The 15,534-nt window shown below is 64.7% G+C and carries 13 protein-coding genes; 6 read left to right on the top strand and 7 right to left on the bottom strand.

The genetic code is table 11. From position 1 onward, the window contains the following. On the top strand, nt 1-329 hold a 329-nt coding region (locus tag SX243_02855; GenBank protein MDY7091888.1), incomplete at its 5' end, for a VOC family protein. Between the two features lie 31 nt (nt 330-360). Then, nucleotides 361-1,599, top strand: a complete 1,239-nt coding sequence (locus SX243_02850) for an RNA polymerase sigma factor (protein MDY7091887.1) — start codon at nt 361-363, stop codon at nt 1,597-1,599. 53 nt (nt 1,600-1,652) lie between these two features. Here the strand turns inward: SX243_02850 and SX243_02845 are convergent, their stop codons facing one another. Next, the gene (locus tag SX243_02845; protein MDY7091886.1) at nt 1,653-3,353 is read right to left on the bottom strand and encodes an NAD-binding protein; all 1,701 of its coding nucleotides are present in this window, start codon (nt 3,351-3,353) and stop codon (nt 1,653-1,655) included. 311 nt (nt 3,354-3,664) lie between these two features. Between SX243_02845 and SX243_02840 the strand changes: the two genes are divergently transcribed. Beyond that, nucleotides 3,665-4,510 (top strand): Crp/Fnr family transcriptional regulator, encoded by an 846-nt coding sequence (locus SX243_02840; GenBank protein MDY7091885.1) that lies wholly within the window; start codon nt 3,665-3,667, stop codon nt 4,508-4,510. A gap of 272 nt (nt 4,511-4,782) precedes the next feature. Beyond that, the gene (locus SX243_02835) at nt 4,783-7,053 is read left to right on the top strand and encodes a TonB-dependent receptor (GenBank protein MDY7091884.1); all 2,271 of its coding nucleotides are present in this window, start codon (nt 4,783-4,785) and stop codon (nt 7,051-7,053) included. A gap of 6 nt (nt 7,054-7,059) precedes the next feature. Here SX243_02835 and SX243_02830 read toward each other — a convergent pair whose 3' ends face one another. The 6 genes from SX243_02830 to SX243_02805 form a co-directional block, all read right to left on the bottom strand. Next, a complete protein-coding gene (locus tag SX243_02830) occupies nt 7,060-7,215 on the bottom strand; it encodes a hypothetical protein (GenBank protein ID MDY7091883.1) in 156 nt (51 codons plus the stop codon). A gap of 7 nt (nt 7,216-7,222) precedes the next feature. Continuing rightward, nucleotides 7,223-7,789, bottom strand: coding sequence for a hypothetical protein (locus SX243_02825; GenBank protein MDY7091882.1), 567 nt, complete (start codon nt 7,787-7,789; stop codon nt 7,223-7,225). Further along, complete coding sequence (locus tag SX243_02820) at nt 7,786-9,042, bottom strand: ATP-binding protein (protein ID MDY7091881.1); 1,257 nt, start codon at nt 9,040-9,042, stop codon at nt 7,786-7,788. The genes SX243_02825 and SX243_02820 overlap by 4 nt, the downstream gene beginning before the upstream one ends. Before the next feature lie 184 nt (nt 9,043-9,226). Then, on the bottom strand, nt 9,227-11,215 hold the full coding sequence (locus tag SX243_02815) for a sigma-54-dependent Fis family transcriptional regulator (GenBank protein ID MDY7091880.1): 1,989 nt from the start codon (nt 11,213-11,215) through the stop codon (nt 9,227-9,229). 142 nt (nt 11,216-11,357) lie between these two features. Continuing rightward, a complete protein-coding gene (locus SX243_02810) occupies nt 11,358-11,774 on the bottom strand; it encodes a DUF779 domain-containing protein (protein MDY7091879.1) in 417 nt (138 codons plus the stop codon). A gap of 13 nt (nt 11,775-11,787) precedes the next feature. Then, the gene (locus SX243_02805) at nt 11,788-13,308 is read right to left on the bottom strand and encodes an aldehyde dehydrogenase family protein (protein MDY7091878.1); all 1,521 of its coding nucleotides are present in this window, start codon (nt 13,306-13,308) and stop codon (nt 11,788-11,790) included. A 384-nt stretch (nt 13,309-13,692) separates the two neighbouring features. On the opposite strand from SX243_02805, the gene SX243_02800 reads away from it, so the two are divergent. Continuing rightward, nucleotides 13,693-14,349 (top strand): DUF4433 domain-containing protein, encoded by a 657-nt coding sequence (locus SX243_02800; protein ID MDY7091877.1) that lies wholly within the window; start codon nt 13,693-13,695, stop codon nt 14,347-14,349. Beyond that, the gene (locus SX243_02795) at nt 14,346-15,407 is read left to right on the top strand and encodes a macro domain-containing protein (protein MDY7091876.1); all 1,062 of its coding nucleotides are present in this window, start codon (nt 14,346-14,348) and stop codon (nt 15,405-15,407) included. The genes SX243_02800 and SX243_02795 overlap by 4 nt, the downstream gene beginning before the upstream one ends. Nucleotides 15,408-15,534 lie beyond the last annotated feature (127 nt).

Genomic DNA, 15,534 nt, shown 5'->3' with positions numbered 1-15,534 from the left:
TCGAGCTCGACGGCCAGACCTTCCTGGCCCTCAACGGTGGCCCTATGTTCCAGTTCACCGAAGCCGTTTCCTTCAGCGTCGATTGCGAGGACCAGGACGAGGTGGACTTCTTCTGGAACGCTCTGACCGAGGGCGGCGAGGAGAGCCAATGTGGATGGCTCAAGGACCGCTTCGGCCTGTCCTGGCAGATCGTGCCGTCGGTAGTTTCCGAGATGCTGAGCGATCCCGACAAAGAGAAATCCCAGCGGGTGGCCCAAGCTCTCCTCGGGATGCGCAAGCTCGACATCGACGAGCTACAGAGGGCTTACGAGGGCGGGGACGTCCACTGAGCCGGTTCAGGGAGGCGGAGAAAGGGGGCTTATGAGCCAGGAAGACGAAGCCGCCGTTCGAGAGGCGGTGGAGGCCCTCTATCGAGAGGAGTCGCGTCACGTCTTCGCCACCCTGGTTCGGTTGCTCGGAGACTTCGATCTGGCTGAGGAGGGTCTCCACGAGGCCTTTCGTGCGGCTCTCGAGCAATGGCCCCAGGGCGGGATTCCGGAGCGCCCCAAGGCCTGGCTGGTCTCCGCCGGCCGCTTCAAGGCCATCGATCGGATCCGGCGAAGCTCGCGCTTCGATCCCTTGGGGGATGTCGCCGAGCGCCTCGAAGCCGCGGAGAACACGCCGGTGTGGGAAGAAGGCTTTCCCGATGACCGTCTGCGGCTGATCTTCACCTGCTGTCACCCTTCCATGGCCCCCAACGCGCAGATCGCGTTGACCCTGCGGGAGATGTGCGGTCTGACCACCGAGGAAATCGCCCGCGCCTTCTTGGTGCCGGCACCGACCCTGGCCCAGCGCATCGTGCGGGCCAAGGCCAAGATCCGCGACGCGGGAATCCCCTACCGGGTGCCGGAGCCGGAGGAGCTTCCCCTGCGCCTGGATGTGGTGCTGAAAGTGGTCTACTTGGTGTTCAATGAGGGCTACGCCGCCACCTCTGGCGAGTCCCTGACCCGCGTCGATCTGTCCAGTGAGGCCATTCGCCTCGGCCGGCTGCTCGCCCAGCTGCTCCCCGAGTCCGAGGTCCTGGCGCTGCTGGCGCTGATGCTGCTCCACGACTCCCGGCGCGGAGCGCGGGCTTCGGAGAGCGGCGACGTCATCCTGCTCGAGAACCAAGATCGCTCGTTGTGGAACCGGGATCAAATTGAAGAGGCTACGGAGCTGCTGGAGCGCTCCCTCGCGTCCCGGCGGGCCGGCCCTTACGCGCTCCAGGCTGCCATCGCCGCGGTGCACTCGGAAGCCACGGAGGCCGCCGCCACCGACTGGCCGCAGATTGCCGCCCTCTACGACGTTTTGCTGCGGTTGGAGCCGTCGCCGGTGGTGGAGCTCAACCGCGCGGTGGCCATCGCCATGCGCGATGGTCCGCAGGCTGGGTTGACCCTCATCGACGACCTCCTGGAGCGCGGCGAGCTGGACGGCTACCACCTGATCCACGCGGCGCGGGCGGATCTCTGCCGGCGCTCGGGTCGTACGGAGGAGGCCAGGGCCTCCTATCAGAAGGCTCTCGAGCTTACGCCCCAGGAGCCGGAGCGGCGCTTCTTGCTCCGGCGGCTGCGCGAGCTGTGATTCTCTTGGCTCGGGATGTCGAAGCAGCGCCTTCGGGCTCGGCGAGGAAGTCATCAAGCCTCGAAGGCCGCCGCGAAGCGCTCCCGCTGCTCGCCGGTGCCCACCGCCAGGAGGCGTCCGTCGGCGGGGAGGGGCTGGTCCGGGGGCGGTCCGGGTTGGGTGCCGCCCTCGGTTTGCAGTGCCACCACGTTGAGGCCGGTGCGGGCGCGCACGCCGGCCTCGGCGAGGGATTTGCCCACTAGATCGCCGGGGATCTCCAGGGCGAAGAACTCCAATCCCTCGCCGAGAAGAATGACGTCCCGGCCACGGAGGGTGGAGAACACCGATTCCACCCCCAGGAAGGCGTAGCTCAGGACGAAGTCGGCACCGGCGCGGTGGATGGCTTCGACGTTGCGCTCGTGGGTGATGCGGCTGACGATGCGCAGCTCCGGGTTGAGGCGCCGGCAATAGACCGCCAGATAGATGTTGGTGGCGTCGTCGTTGGTGGTCAGCAGTACCGACGGCGCTTCAGCGAGGCCGGCTGCCATCAGCACCTTGCGGTCCGCCGCGTCCCCCTCGAAGAGTCGGTTGGCCACTCCCTCCAGCCGTTCGCAGACGGCCTCGTTGCGCTCCACCAGGTGCACCGCTACTCCTCGCGCCCGCAGTGCCTGGGCGGCGGCGGTGCCCACCTTGCCACCGCCGATGACCAACACCGGGTTGAAGTTGACGTCGTAAATCACCAACAGCGCGTCGAGCTCCTGGATCTGCTCCGGCGTACCGATGACCACCGGAACGCTGGCGTTGGTGAGCACGTGGTCCGGGTCGGCGGGGAGTAGCCGGCCGCGCTCCCAGACCCCCACGATGTTGATCCCCAGCGCCTGGCGCAGCTTGGTGTCGCGGATGGCGCGGCCGGCGAGGGGCGTGTTGTGGACGGGAAACTCGGCGATCTCCAGGTCGTAGTAGCGCCCTACCCGGTGGGCCTGGGCATGACCGGCGTTGACCCGCCCGGCCAGATGTTCCCCCAGCCGGCGCTTGAGGGGGAGCACATAGGAGGCGCCGGCGAGCTCCAGGATGTCGATGGAATCGTCGTCCTCGGCCACCGCGATGAGGGGGGTCTCCGGCGCGTGCTCCCGCAGGGTCAGGGTGACGCTGGTGTTGTCCGCGTCGGAGAGATTGGCCAGCACCCCCAGAGCGGTCTCCGCCCTCACCGCCTCGTAGGTACTCACGGAATCCACCTCGCCGGCGATCACCGAGATCCCGTCGGAGTGCAGCTCCGCCGCGCGGTGGGAGTCCGGCTCCAAGACGAAGTACGGCACGTCCAGAGGCGCGAGCTTCCGGGCCAGCCCCCGGGCTACCGGGTCCCAGGAAGCGATGATCAGGTGCCCGGAGGTTCCCGGTGACACCCGCCGCGGGGCCCGCAGCCGGATCTGCGCCTCCAGCCAGGGTGCATAGAAAAAGCGGATGAAAGCGAAGGGGAGGACGATGAGCAGGAGAATGATCCCCGACATCAGCACCAACATGCTGAAGGCGCGCCCCGCGTCGCTGGTAAAGGTGATGTCGCCGAAGCCGAGAGTGCTCATCACCGTCAGCGTCCAATAGAACCCGGTCATCCAGGAGTGGTCCTGCCCCTCCCATTCCATCAGCACATGGAAGAGGACCGAGTACGCGACCACCACGACGGTGAGGAAAATCAGATAGCGCAGCAGCGCCTGAAGATTGCGGCGGGTCTCCCGCTGGGTCAGCAGGTAGGTGAGTTGGGGGGTAAGAAACTTCAAGTCGGTGGAAGAGGCCCTATCGAAGAGGCTCGGTCGTAGAGGCCCAGTCGTAGAAGCCCGGTCGGCGTTCTTTTGCTGAGCAGATTACCACGCAGCCGGAAGGGCTCCGCTCATCGTAGAGGCTTCGCCTAAGACCGCCAGGCCACTCACGGTTCCTCCACGAAACGTCGCGGCCGCCCGAGGACGCCGTCCCTTTTGCGGGAGATGGCTTCGAGGTAGTGGTGACCTCTTTGGTGAGTGCTCCGAAGATTTTTCTGCATCTGGATCCTTCGAGGCTAAACAGGACCACTTAGTTCCTATATGATCCGCCGATGTGCCGGGAGTGCCTCCATGACGCCGCCTTGGCGGCCCGCTGCAATGAACGCCGTGCCGAGTTGGTGCGCGGGCAGTATTTGTTCTCCGGGTTGAGCGATCGCCAGCTGGAGGCCGTCTTCGGTGCCATGAACGCCGTCGACGTTGAGGCGGAGCAATGGCTTTACCTGCAGAATGAACCGGCGGAGTGTTTCTTCCTGGTAGAAGAAGGCGAGGTGGCGCTGCTTCGCCACTCTTCCGACGGGGACGAGGTCATCGTGGCCATCGTCGGTCCCGGGGAGACCTTCGCTGACGAGGTCCTCTTCCTCGAGGAGCCGCGCCATTCGGTGAGCTGCCGCGCCCTCACCCCGGCCTGCGTCATCAGCTTCGACCGGCGCCAGTTCAGTGGGCTTCTGGACAGCTCGCCGCAGCTGGCTAGGAAGGTGATGGCTACCCTGCACCGCCGCAACCAGATGCTCCTGGACGAGCTGGAGCAGAAGACTCTGCACTCCGCCACCGAGCGTCTGGTGAGTTTCTTGGCCAGCGAGGCCCAAGGGGATCTTTGCTCCCAGCGGATCTCTCTCTCGTACCCGAAGAAGGTTCTGGCCTCCCGTCTCTCCATCAAGCCCGAGACCCTCTCCCGGATCCTCGCCAAGCTGCGGGAGTGCAGCCTGGTAGAAATGGACGGCAGCGATATCGTTCTCAATCAGTCCACCGTTCAGCGGGAGGGGCTGTCCTGCGAGAGCTGTTGCCGGCGCTTCTGGGGCTGCCCCGGGGCTCGGGCGCGGGCGGAGCAGGCGGCGTCGGCCACCCCTCGCGCCTCGGGTCGTTCTCCGCTGCCGGTGTTGAGCTCCCCCAAGGCCTGACCCGCCGACTCCGGATCGCGGCCGTTCAGCTTCTCCGGGCAGCGTTCCTTCCCTCCTCCACAGCTTCGACCTTCGGCAGAATTCCCGTCTTCTTGACCTAGATCAAGGCGGCGGAGCCGAGGCTTTCCGATACTCGCTTCTCGAAACGCGGGAGGGCTTTCCCTGGGCTGCGAAGCCGGGGCCTTTTCTCGCGGACTTTCTGATCAGGCCAGCCGCAAGTTGCGGTGGGCTCCTAGGAGCGGGGTGTCTCGTCGATGCCTCGGGAGAATGCGATGAAGAGTCTGAGCTCGTGGAAGCGTGGAGTCGAACAAACCTTTGCCTGCTGGCGAGCGGTGCCGGCTCTGCTGCTGGTCCTGGCCGCGGCGCCGCTAGCGTCGGCCCAAGGCGTCGAAGCCACCGTCCGGGGGATGGTGACCGATCCGTCGGGGAATGGGGTGGCCCGGGCGCTGGTCACCGTCACCGAGGCGGGTGCCGACGCTGCCGCCGGAGAGGCCCAAACCGCCCTCACCAATGGCGACGGTGAGTTCGCCGTTGGTCCTTTGGCGGCCGGTTCATACGCGCTCCTGGTCGAGGGACCGGGTTTTCTGCCCCATCAGGAGTCGTTCGATCTCGGCAGGCAGCAGGAGCTGCGCCTCGACATCGGCCTCGAATATCAGACCTTCTCCGAAAGCGTGGCGGTGGAGAGCGAGCCGGGCAACTTCGTGCTCGGCGAAGAGGAGATCGACAACCTCCAGGCAGCGGATATGTCGCAGCTGCTGGCCAACGAATCCATGGTGGCGGTGGGGGGAGCGCTGCCGGTGGCACAGAAGATCTACGTTCGCGGCTTCGAGGACGTGCTGCTCAACGTCACCGTCGACGGCGCTCAGCAGGCCGGGGAGCTCTACCATCATCAAGGGCGGGTGCAGATCGAGCCCGAATTCTTGAAGAGCATCGAGCTCGAAGCCGGCGCCGGGCCCGCCACCAGCGGTGCCGGAGCGCTCACCGGCGCGCTGCGGCTGACCACCAAGGACGCCTTCGATCTGCTGGAGCCGGGGCGCAGCTTCGGCGGTCGGGTCAAGGGCACCGCCGGCCTCAACGGTGAGGACAGCTTCACCGGCTCCATCTCCGCCTACGGTCGACTGTCGGAGAATCTCGGGCTGGTGGTCTCCGCCCTGCAGCGCGACGCGTCGGACTACGAGGACGGCAACGGTGATCTGGTGGAGTCCTCCGCCGCCGAGCAGCAGCGGGCCCACGCCAAGCTCAGCGGCGTCTACTCCGACCACAGCTTCAGCCTTTCTTTCGAGGATCTGCGGGATCGCGGGACCTACTACGAGCGCCCGAACCTGAGCAACTTCACTGGCGCCTTCGTGCTCTCCGACCACGAGATGAACCGTCGGACCGCTACCTACAACCACCTCTACGATCCCGCCGGGGACGCCGTGCGGGTCCAGGGCACCCTGTACTGGACCCGCGCCGACTTCAACAATCACCGCAACACCACCGGTGCCCTCTACGGCAAAGGGGAGTTCACCAGCATCGGCCTCGACCTGCGCAACACCTCGCTCTTCGGCGACCACTCCACGACCTACGGCGTGGAGTACCGCAGCGACGAGGCCTCCGGCACTCAGCAAGCCACGCCGCCGCCGTTTTGGGGGAGCTCGGAGCAGAGCGCCAGCGTGCTCGGCGTTTTCGCGCAGGATCGGTGGGAGGTTTCCGACCGGGTCTTCGTCTCTGCCGGTCTACGCTTCGACTCCTACGAACATTCCACCGACGAGGGCGTTGGCGCCGGCGTCTCCAACGACAGCGACGGATTCAGCCCCAACCTCTCCGTCGAATGGCAGCCAGTGCAGGGCCTGACCCTGCGCGCCGCTTACGCCCGGGCTTTCCGAGGCATCACCATCCGCGAGGCATTCTTCAGCGCCCTCTACATCCACCGTGGAGATCTCGAGCCGGAGCGCGCCGACAATCTGGAACTGGGCTTCTCCTACGAGCGCGGCGGCGGCTTCGTCCGCGGCACGGTCTTCCGGCAGGATTTCGAGAACTACATCAACGCGGTCTTCGACGGGGGCACCGCCTGGGGCTATTGGGAGAATGTCGGCGACGCCGAGGCCGAAGGCTATGAGCTCGAGGTGGGTCGCCGGTGGCGTCACCTGAGCCTCAGTGCGGGCGTGTGGGAGACCGACAACACCATCAACGACCGGCCTCTCACCGACGCCGATCTGGGCCTCGGCACCAATATCGGTCGTACCTGGACGGCGAGCCTCGACTATCAGGTTCCGGAGTCGACCCTGTGGTTCGGCTTGCGGACTCGGCTGGTGGAGGATGAGCCCAACACCATCACCGAGGTTGCGCCGGACAAGGAGGGCTACTTCGTCGCCGACCTGCACTCGGCATGGCAGCCGCTGGAGCAGCGCCCGCTGACCCTTCACGCCTCGGTCACCAACCTCTTCGACGAGTTCTACTTCGACCAGGCCACCTACGGCTTCAGCCCTCGCTCCGGAGACCTCATCGGTTTCCCATCCAAGGGTCGGGAGGTGGTGCTGTCGGTGGCCTACAAGTTCTAGCGATCTTCACCACCACGCTCCATGGAAGGTGAAGCCGGCCCAGTAGTACTCGTCGGTATAGCGGTCGCGAATCTTGCGCTGAGCCCGCCGGAGCGCCTCGGCGGCGCTGGCGGTGGCGTGTTGGCTGCCGGGCCGGCCTTGCGGGTGGTTCCCCTGGCTCAAACAGACCCTACCCTTGCCGCTCCACCGCGCGGGCGATGAGAGGGGCCTTCTTACGCAAACCTTCGAGGCTGATTTCTCCATCCTGGTACATCCGGAACCATTCTCGCCGCTGGCGAATCACCCGCTCGTCATCCCGTAGGTTCAGGCGGACAAGGACAAACTCGGCACGTTTCCTTAGAGCTGGCGAGATCTCTTGGGAGACTACGAGCTGGAGCGACGGAAGTAGTATCTTGAACCAGCCGTTCTCGACCTCGAAAGGGTCAAGAATCTGGATGGACGGCAGGCTGCTCTTGCTTGCGTTGATCCACTGCGCTGCATAGCGATAGTTGGACCATTTGTAAGCGAGAGAACGATCCTCGGTGCAGCTGACGAAGTGATCGACGGTGCCGACAGGTTCAAACATGGCCGAATAGGCGCAGAGGTTATGAAAGCCTTGGGCCAGAGGGGCTTTGAAAGGTGTCCAGAAATCACGTGGGCGTTTGGCTTCCGGGTGAGTCTCGAGCCATACGGCCCCAGGCTGTTCTGCCTGCTCTCTAAATCCCGGTGGTTGGGGGACGCGCTCGAAGGCGATCAAGCGTTGACCTCTTGCTGGTCGTGGCGCTCCGTCCAGACGATCCATCGGGGCCAGAAGGGGTCATGTCCGGCCAGAACTCTTTCGAGCTCCTGGTGAATTTCTTCCGGACTGCTCAGGCCCGGAGGGAGGGCGCTCAAGTCTTCACGCATCCAGGCCTCCGCCGCTTCGATGGCGCGCTCGGCCTCCAGAGAGCGGCCTTGGCGCAAGCCGAAGATGTCGGAGACGAGCCAACCGACTACGTCACCTTGCTTCGCCCATGGCTCTTCCTGCAACTCAACGCCCCCTTCGGCTAGATTCAAGTGAAACACCGCATCAACCTCAGGATCGAACTGGGGTTCGATCGATGCGAGCACCAAGGGAGAGTGAGTGGCAGCGATGAGCTGAACCTGGGCATCGTTCTCACCGGTCAGTGCATTCATCACTTCGGTGAGGGCCGGAACAATTCGCCGTTGCCACTGAGGGTGGAGATGGGCTTCGATTTCATCGATGAGGAAGATGATTTCGCGGGTGGGTTTGCTGCCCCGCAGCTGGCACGTTGCCAAATGTTCCTGCCAGGCCCAGACGAGCAAGTAGGCCAGGGCGATGATCCGCCGCATTCCGGCGGAAGCGTGGATCACAGCGACCTCTTGGCCGTATGGCATCCTCAAGGTGGGGTAGCGCCTGGCGTCATCTAGAAAGACTTTGCGGAGCTCGCCTGGCTCGAGGGGCTCATTCTCGGAAGGTGCAAGAGTCTGAAGGACTTGCTGGAGCTCCTCGAAGGCCTCTCCTCCTTCTCGTTGCCACGAGGCCCAATCACGGATCAGGCCTTCGCAGTAGCGGTTGCCTTCCCAGACTTCCTGTGCGGAGAATAAGTAGGAGGACGGGCGGTCGGGGTCCTCCTTCTTCCAGTAGTTGCGAGCTGGATCCCAAACGGAGAACCCTCCGTCGACTTGTGCATAGAGAACCAGCCCAGGGATGGGCGGTCTGCCCTGCTGGACGGACCATTTCTCCGTTTCTCGGTTGAACGTACTGGAGTACCTGTAACTTCCAGTACTGGATTGGGTATAGCGAAAGCGGATTTCTGGCTCGGCTGGTGGCAGATGGGGCATAGCCAGGCCTCGCGCCCAAGTACGGGTCAAAGCCCACCAACCCACATCGAGGAGAAATGTCTTCCCCAATCCATTGTCTCCGGCCAGGATGTTGATTCTGCTCTTGAGCTCGATGGCGAGCGTCGGAGCCGGGCCGACTTCTTTCAGGTGGAGTTCTTCGAGCATGACGCCTTTCTAAACACAGCAATGCTTTGGCCAACCTAGACTGACGGGTCTCAGCGTATGATCTCCTGCCCACCGGATTCTTTGCGCCCGAGATCTTCTTGAGTCTACCGTGTTCCGGACCGGCTCAAGGCCAGAGCAAAGGGTCTGGCTCCTGAAGAACCAAGTGGTTGGTGGTTGGCTTCCCTCAGCGCGGCGAGGGTGTTCGCCGCATCTCGATGCCGTGGCGCTCGATCATTCGATAGACGGTGCTGCGGGCGACGCCGAGGCGGCGGGCGGCGGCGCTGACGTTGCCGTTGGTGGCGCGGAGGGTGCGCAGGAGGGCTTCGCGCTCCGAGGAGCGCAGGTCGGTGATCGGTGCCTCTGGCCCTTGCTCGGGGTCAGTGGCGTGAATCTGGGGCGGCAGATCCTGGGCTCGAATCACCCTTCCCGGGGCTACCGCCAGGCCGAATTGCAGCGCCATGCGCAGCTCCCTCACGTTGCCGGGCCAGGAGTGAGCTTGCAGGGCGGTCAGGGCTTCCGGGGCCAGGTGGGGCCGAGCGTGACGGCCTTCCTGGCCCGCTAGCCGGTTCAGCAAAGCCTCCGCCAGCTCCTGCAAGTCGGAACGGTTCTGCAGCGAGGGCAGTGTGAGCCGTGCCCCGCCGAGGCGGTAATAGAGGTCGCGGCGGAAGGTCCCCGCCGCCACCATGGCATCGAGATCCCGACAGGTGGCGGCGATGAGCCGGAAGTCGGAGCGCCGGGGCTCGTTCTCGCCCACTCGATAGTAGTAGCCTTCCTCCAACACCTTGAGCAGCATGGCCTGAAGCGACGGCGAGGTCTCCGCCACCTCGTCGAGGAAGAGGGTGCCGCCGGTGGCCTGATGGATCTTGCCCTCGCGGCCGGTGCGGTGGGCGCCGGTGAAGGCCCCCGGGGCGTAGCCGAAGAGCTCGCTCTCCAGCAGTTGGGGCGATAGGGCGCCGCAGTTGATGTCGACGAAGGGCCCGTCGGCGCGGGGGCTGGCGCGGTGGATGGCGCGGGCGAGCAGGCCCTTGCCGGTGCCGGTTTCGGCGAGCAGCAGAATCGGCAGCGGGCTGCGGGCGATGCGCGCCGCCAGCTCCTTGGTGCGCGCCATCACCGGATCGCTGCCCACCAGGTTGGCGAAGGGATCGTCGCGGCGGGGAGCTTCGCTGGATGGAACCTGGTGCGCGCCGGTCTGGACTCGTTCGGTGGAGCCGTCCTCGACGGTGACCAGTACCGCCAGGATCAGCCTTGGCTCGCCCCTTTCGGGCTCGCTCGCGACCGGTTCCAGCCGCAGCCATGTCGGGCGTCCCGTGGTCGACCAGAAGGGGGCGCGCAGGCGGTCGGTGCCGGCCTCCAAGGCTTCCAGGAGCTCCTGCCAATGGAGGCCGCAAAGCGTGTCGAGGCGGGTGCCGGTGAGGGAAAGGCCGCCGGCTTCCTCCACCGCCGCATTGCCGGCGCGCACCACCCCGGGCCACTCCACCAGGAAGGTCGGCCGCACCGCTTGGCGCAGGCGATCCCCCACTTCGTTCCTGCCGGCCCCGAGCCAGGCCTGACCACGCAGCGCTTCTTGAATGGCCCGCGCTCCGTGGGCCACCGCCAGCTGGATCGCCGGGTGGGCGGCGAGGGCGTGGGAGGTGGCGTCGATGACCCCCACCAAGCGGCCATAGGGATCGCGGATGGGACTGGCGTAGCAGACCAGGTCGTGGTTCGAGCGAACGAAGTGAGCGCAGCCGGCGACGGTCACCGCCCGCTCCTCCGCCAGGGCGGTGCCGATGGCGTTGGTGCCCTGGATTTCCTCCGCCCAACGGCCACCCTCGATGAGGCGCAGATGGCGAGCGGTGTCGCGGAATTCTCCTCCGGCCTGGGAGCGCAGGATCAACCCTTGCTCGTCGGTCACCAGCAGCCGGTAGTGGGCGCGGGTGAAGACTTCCTCGCCGCCGGTGGTCAATACCCGATCTGCCGCCGCCAGCAGGGGCGCGGAGCGTTCTTGGTGTTCTCGAAGCTCGGGGCCGCGGAGGATTTCGCGGCTTTCAGGGGTGCCCTCGGGGTCGACGCCGAGGTCGCGGGAGCGGAGCCAGCGGTCGAAGACGGGATGGCTTTGGGCCGCAATCGACCCGCGGCTCTGGTAAGCCTCCCAGAGCCCCGACTCGACCTGGACGAGCTCCAATTGCGCCAACCGACCTCCCGTGGGGTAGGACGTTCGCTCGAGCGCGGACGTCCCTCCAGCGTAGGCGTTGGCGGGTGGATTTTCAACCATGACCAGGAATCAGCGGTGCTCCGCGTCCGGCGAGAGCCAGCGGAGCACCGCCGAGCTGACCCTATCCGGAGGGTGGAGCGTCCGGCCGCCGCGGGCCCCGCTCGATGGGTGCATGCTCGTCGAGCCAGGCTTGCTCCTCCGGCGAGAAGACTCGGGAGCGGGTCAGGAATCGCATTCCTTCGGGAGCTTCGATGGAGAAGCCCGCTCCCCGTCCCGGGACCGCGTCGATGATCAGCTGGGTGTGCTTCCAGGCTTCGAACTGGCTGCCGCCGATGAACACGTCGCAGCCGGCGATGGAACCCAGATAGACGTCCCGCTCGCCGATGCGGAACTCGCCCTCGGGGTAGCACATGGGGGCGCTGCCGTCGCAGCAGCCCCCGGATTGATGGAACATCAGCTCGCCCTGGGTCTTGGCCAGCCGCTCGATGAGCTCGACGGCGGCATCGGTGGCGACCACGCGGGGTATTGCTTCCGTCATCGTTTACTCCGTCCTAGAAGAACCCCATCTCGTTGGGGTCGTAGCTGACCAGCAGGTTCTTGGTCTGCTGATAGTGGTTGAGCATCATCTTGTGGGTCTCGCGGCCGATGCCGGACTGCTTGTAGCCTCCGAAGGCGGCGTGGGCCGGGTAGAGATGGTAGCAATTGGTCCACACGCGGCCGGCCTGGATGTCGCGGCCTGCCCGATAGCAAATATTGGCCTCGCGGCTCCACACCCCGGCGCCGAGGCCGTAGAGGGTGTCGTTGGCGATCTCGATGGCGTCGTCGTAGTCGGAGAAGGAGGTCACCGACACCACCGGGCCGAAGATCTCTTCCTGGAAGACGCGCATCTTGTTGTGGCCCTTGAAGATGGTGGGCTGGATGTAGAAGCCGCCGGCGAGGTCCCCGTCCAGCTCGGCCTTGCCGCCGCCGGTGAGTACCTCGGCGCCCTCCTCCTTGCCGATCTTCAGGTAGGAGAGGATCTTCTCGTATTGATCGTTGCTCGCCTGGGCGCCCATGCGGGTTTCCGGGTCCAGCGGATTGCCGGGGTTGGTCTGCTTCGTGCGCTGGACGCAGAGGTCGAGGAATTCCTCGTAGATGCTCTCCTCGATCAGCGCCCGGGACGGGCAGGTACACACCTCACCCTGGTTGAGGGCGAACATGGTGAAGCCCTCCAGGCACTTCGAGCGGAAAGCGTCGTCCGCCTGCATGACGTCCTTGAAGAAGAGGTTCGGCGACTTACCGCCGAGCTCCAGAGTCACCGGGATCAGGTTCTCCGAGGCGTATTGCATGATCAACCGGCCGGTGGTGGTCTCACCGGTGAAGGCGACCTTGGCGATGCGCGGGTTCGACGCCAGCGGCTTGCCCGCCTCGAAGCCGAAGCCGTTGACGACGTTGAGCACGCCCGGGGGCAGCAGGTCGCCCACCAGCTCCATCATCAGGAGGATCGTCGCCGGGGTCTGCTCCGCCGGCTTGAGTACCACGCAATTGCCCGCCGCCAGCGCCGGCGCCAACTTCCAGGCGGCCATCAGCAGCGGGAAATTCCACGGGATGATCTGCCCCACGACCCCCAGCGGCTCCTTGTAGTGGTAGGCCATGGTGTGCTCGTCGATGGGGGCGATGGTGCCTTCCTGGCTGCGAATCACTCCCGCAAAGTAGCGGTAGTGGTCGATCGTCAGGGGCAGGTCCGCCGCCAGTGTCTCCCGCACCGCCTTGCCGTTGTCCCAGGTCTCCGCGACGGCGAAGCGTTCGAGATTCTCCTCCAGCCGGTCGGCGATCTTGTTGAGGATCTGGGCCCGCTCCGCCGGCGAGGTCTTGCCCCAGGCGGCCCGGGCTCCATGAGCGGCGTCCAGGGCCAGCTCGATATCTTCCGCCGTCGAGCGCGGAATCTCGCAGAAGGTCTGGCCCGTCACCGGGGTGACGTTCTCGAAGTAGTTGCCCTTGACCGGCTTGACCCAGTCCCCGCCGATGAAATTCTCATAGCGGGAAGCAAAGTCGACGAGGGCACCGTCGGTATTGGGGAAGGCGTAAGTCATAAGTCCTCCTTAGTCTCTCGATTCGTCACGTCGGTGTTCGGTGACCTTAGAGAGCAAGGCCAATGCCATCGCCCGGAATGCCTGATTTCAGGGGCTCCCGGCGATTCCGTTGCCGGCCGGCTGTCGCGATCTGCGACACCTGTAGCGGGACAGGTGTCGCGCTCCCTCGCCTCAGAACCGCGAGCCGATGGCCAGCTGGAAGTAGCCGGTGCCGCGGTCGGCGTAGCCGTAGCCGAGGTAGACGGGGCCGAGGCGGGAGTCGATGGCGAGGGTGACCGTCGCGGTGAGGTAGTCGGGCCCTTCGAAGCTGCGGGGTGGAACGCTAGAATTCCCATCAGCGCTCAGAGGGGTACTGCTGCCTCTCCGGGATCGTCACGCAGTGATATGACTAGCACGCTTCATCCATCCCTTACGCCAGAGAAGGCTCTGATCTTTCGCATCACCCACCGTGCCAACCTCCCTTGGATCTTCCAGAATGGCCTCCATTGCAGCAGCTCACCTATACAGGATCCTTCCTTCGTAAGCATCGGCAATCCGGAGCTGATCGAGAGGCGCCAGCGACGGAGAGTGCCTACTTCTCCTGCAGGAACGCTCGCCGACTACGTTCCCTTTTACTTCACGCCGTTCACACCAATGCTCTTCAATATCGTTACCGGCTACGGTGGCATCCAGCGACGAACGAACGCCGAGATCGTCATCCTGGTTTCATCCCTGCTTGACTTGGAGAGCGCTGGTGTGCGCTATGTGTTCACCGATCGGCATGCCTATTTGCACAGCGCTGAGTTCTTCGGTGACCGGGCAGATCTCGGCCGGGTCGACTTCAAGATTTTGCAGGAAAAGGACTTTCGGAACGATCCGGAAGATCCAGGAAAGAAGGAGCGTTATCAGGCAGAGGTGCTTGTTCACCGGCACCTTCCGGCCAGCGTTCTCAAAGGGGTAGCCTGTTACAATATGGCGATCAAGCAAGAGGTTGAGGCAGCAGCGGATGAGCACAGCGTGGAGTTGAAGACGATCATACGATCCGGTTGGTACTTTCGATGATGCAGTTCACAAAAGGCAATCTTCTCGAGGCCGATGTCGAGGCTCTGGTGAATACCGTCAACACGGTGGGTGTCATGGGCAAGGGAATCGCCCTGATGTTCAAGGAAGCGTTCCCTGCGAACTTCCGCGAGTATGCGGCGGCCTGTCAGCGGGGAGACGTGAAGACCGGTCGGATGTTCGTGACGGAGACCCAGAGCCTGACCGGTCCTCGGTGGATCATCAACTTTCCGACTAAGGAGCATTGGCGTACCCGGACCCGGATAGAGTGGATCGAAGCAGGTCTCGCAGACCTCCGCCGGGTGGTCGAGGAGAGAGGGATTCAGTCGATCGCCGTGCCGCCTCTCGGCTGTGGCAACGGCGGTCGTAGCTGGTCGGAAGTTCGTCCGATGATCGAGAAGGCACTGGGCGACCTTCCTGGTGCGGAGGTGTTCGTGTACGAGCCTACGCGCCGGTACCAGAATGTATCCAAGCGGGCAGGTGTGAAGGAGCTGACGCCAGCGCGTGCGCTCATCGCAGAGCTGGTTCGAAGATATTGGGTCCTCGGGATGGAATGCTCGATGCTCGAGATCCAGAAGCTCGCCTGGTTTCTGGAGCGGGAGATCGAACTGTCAGGCCTGAAAAACCCGCTGGAGCTGCGTTTCCAAGCGGGTCGATACGGTCCCTATGCCGACCGCCTCCGCCACTTACTCAACGCTCTGGACGGGAGCTACTTGCGCTCCGAAGTACGAGTCGCGGACGCGAAGCCCACCGACGTCATCGCATTTCATGACGCCCAGAAGGATCGGGTTGCAGCCTACCTTCAGAGTGAAGCGAAGGGGTTTCAGAACGCTCTGGAGCGTGCCACCGACCGGATCGATGGGTTCGAGTCGCCGCTCGGCCTTGAAGCCCTTGCCACCGTTGACTGGCTCCTGGCTCGGGAGGACTGCTCACCCGAGTTGGAGTGTGTGAAGTCTGCTCTGGAGCGTTGGCCGGGTGGGAAGGGTGCAGGAAGGCGGAAGCTACGCATCTTCGATGATCGCTTGCTGGGACTTGCGCTCGAACGAGTTGTGAGGGCTTGAGGGTTTTTGGGCCTCTCCCATTGATCCAGCGCTAGCAGCCTGTGGTGAAAGTCAGACGCCAGCGAGAGCGAGCAATTTTTCGTCGAATCAAGGCCGGAAAACCACAGGCGATGCGGGTATCGGCGAG

The sequence above is a fragment of the Acidobacteriota bacterium genome (genome assembly GCA_034211275.1).
Taxonomy (GTDB): Bacteria; Acidobacteriota; Thermoanaerobaculia; order Multivoradales; family JAHZIX01; genus JAGQSE01.
The sequence above is the reverse complement of the archived record's forward strand: the minus strand, read 5'-3'. Positions and strand labels throughout refer to the sequence as shown.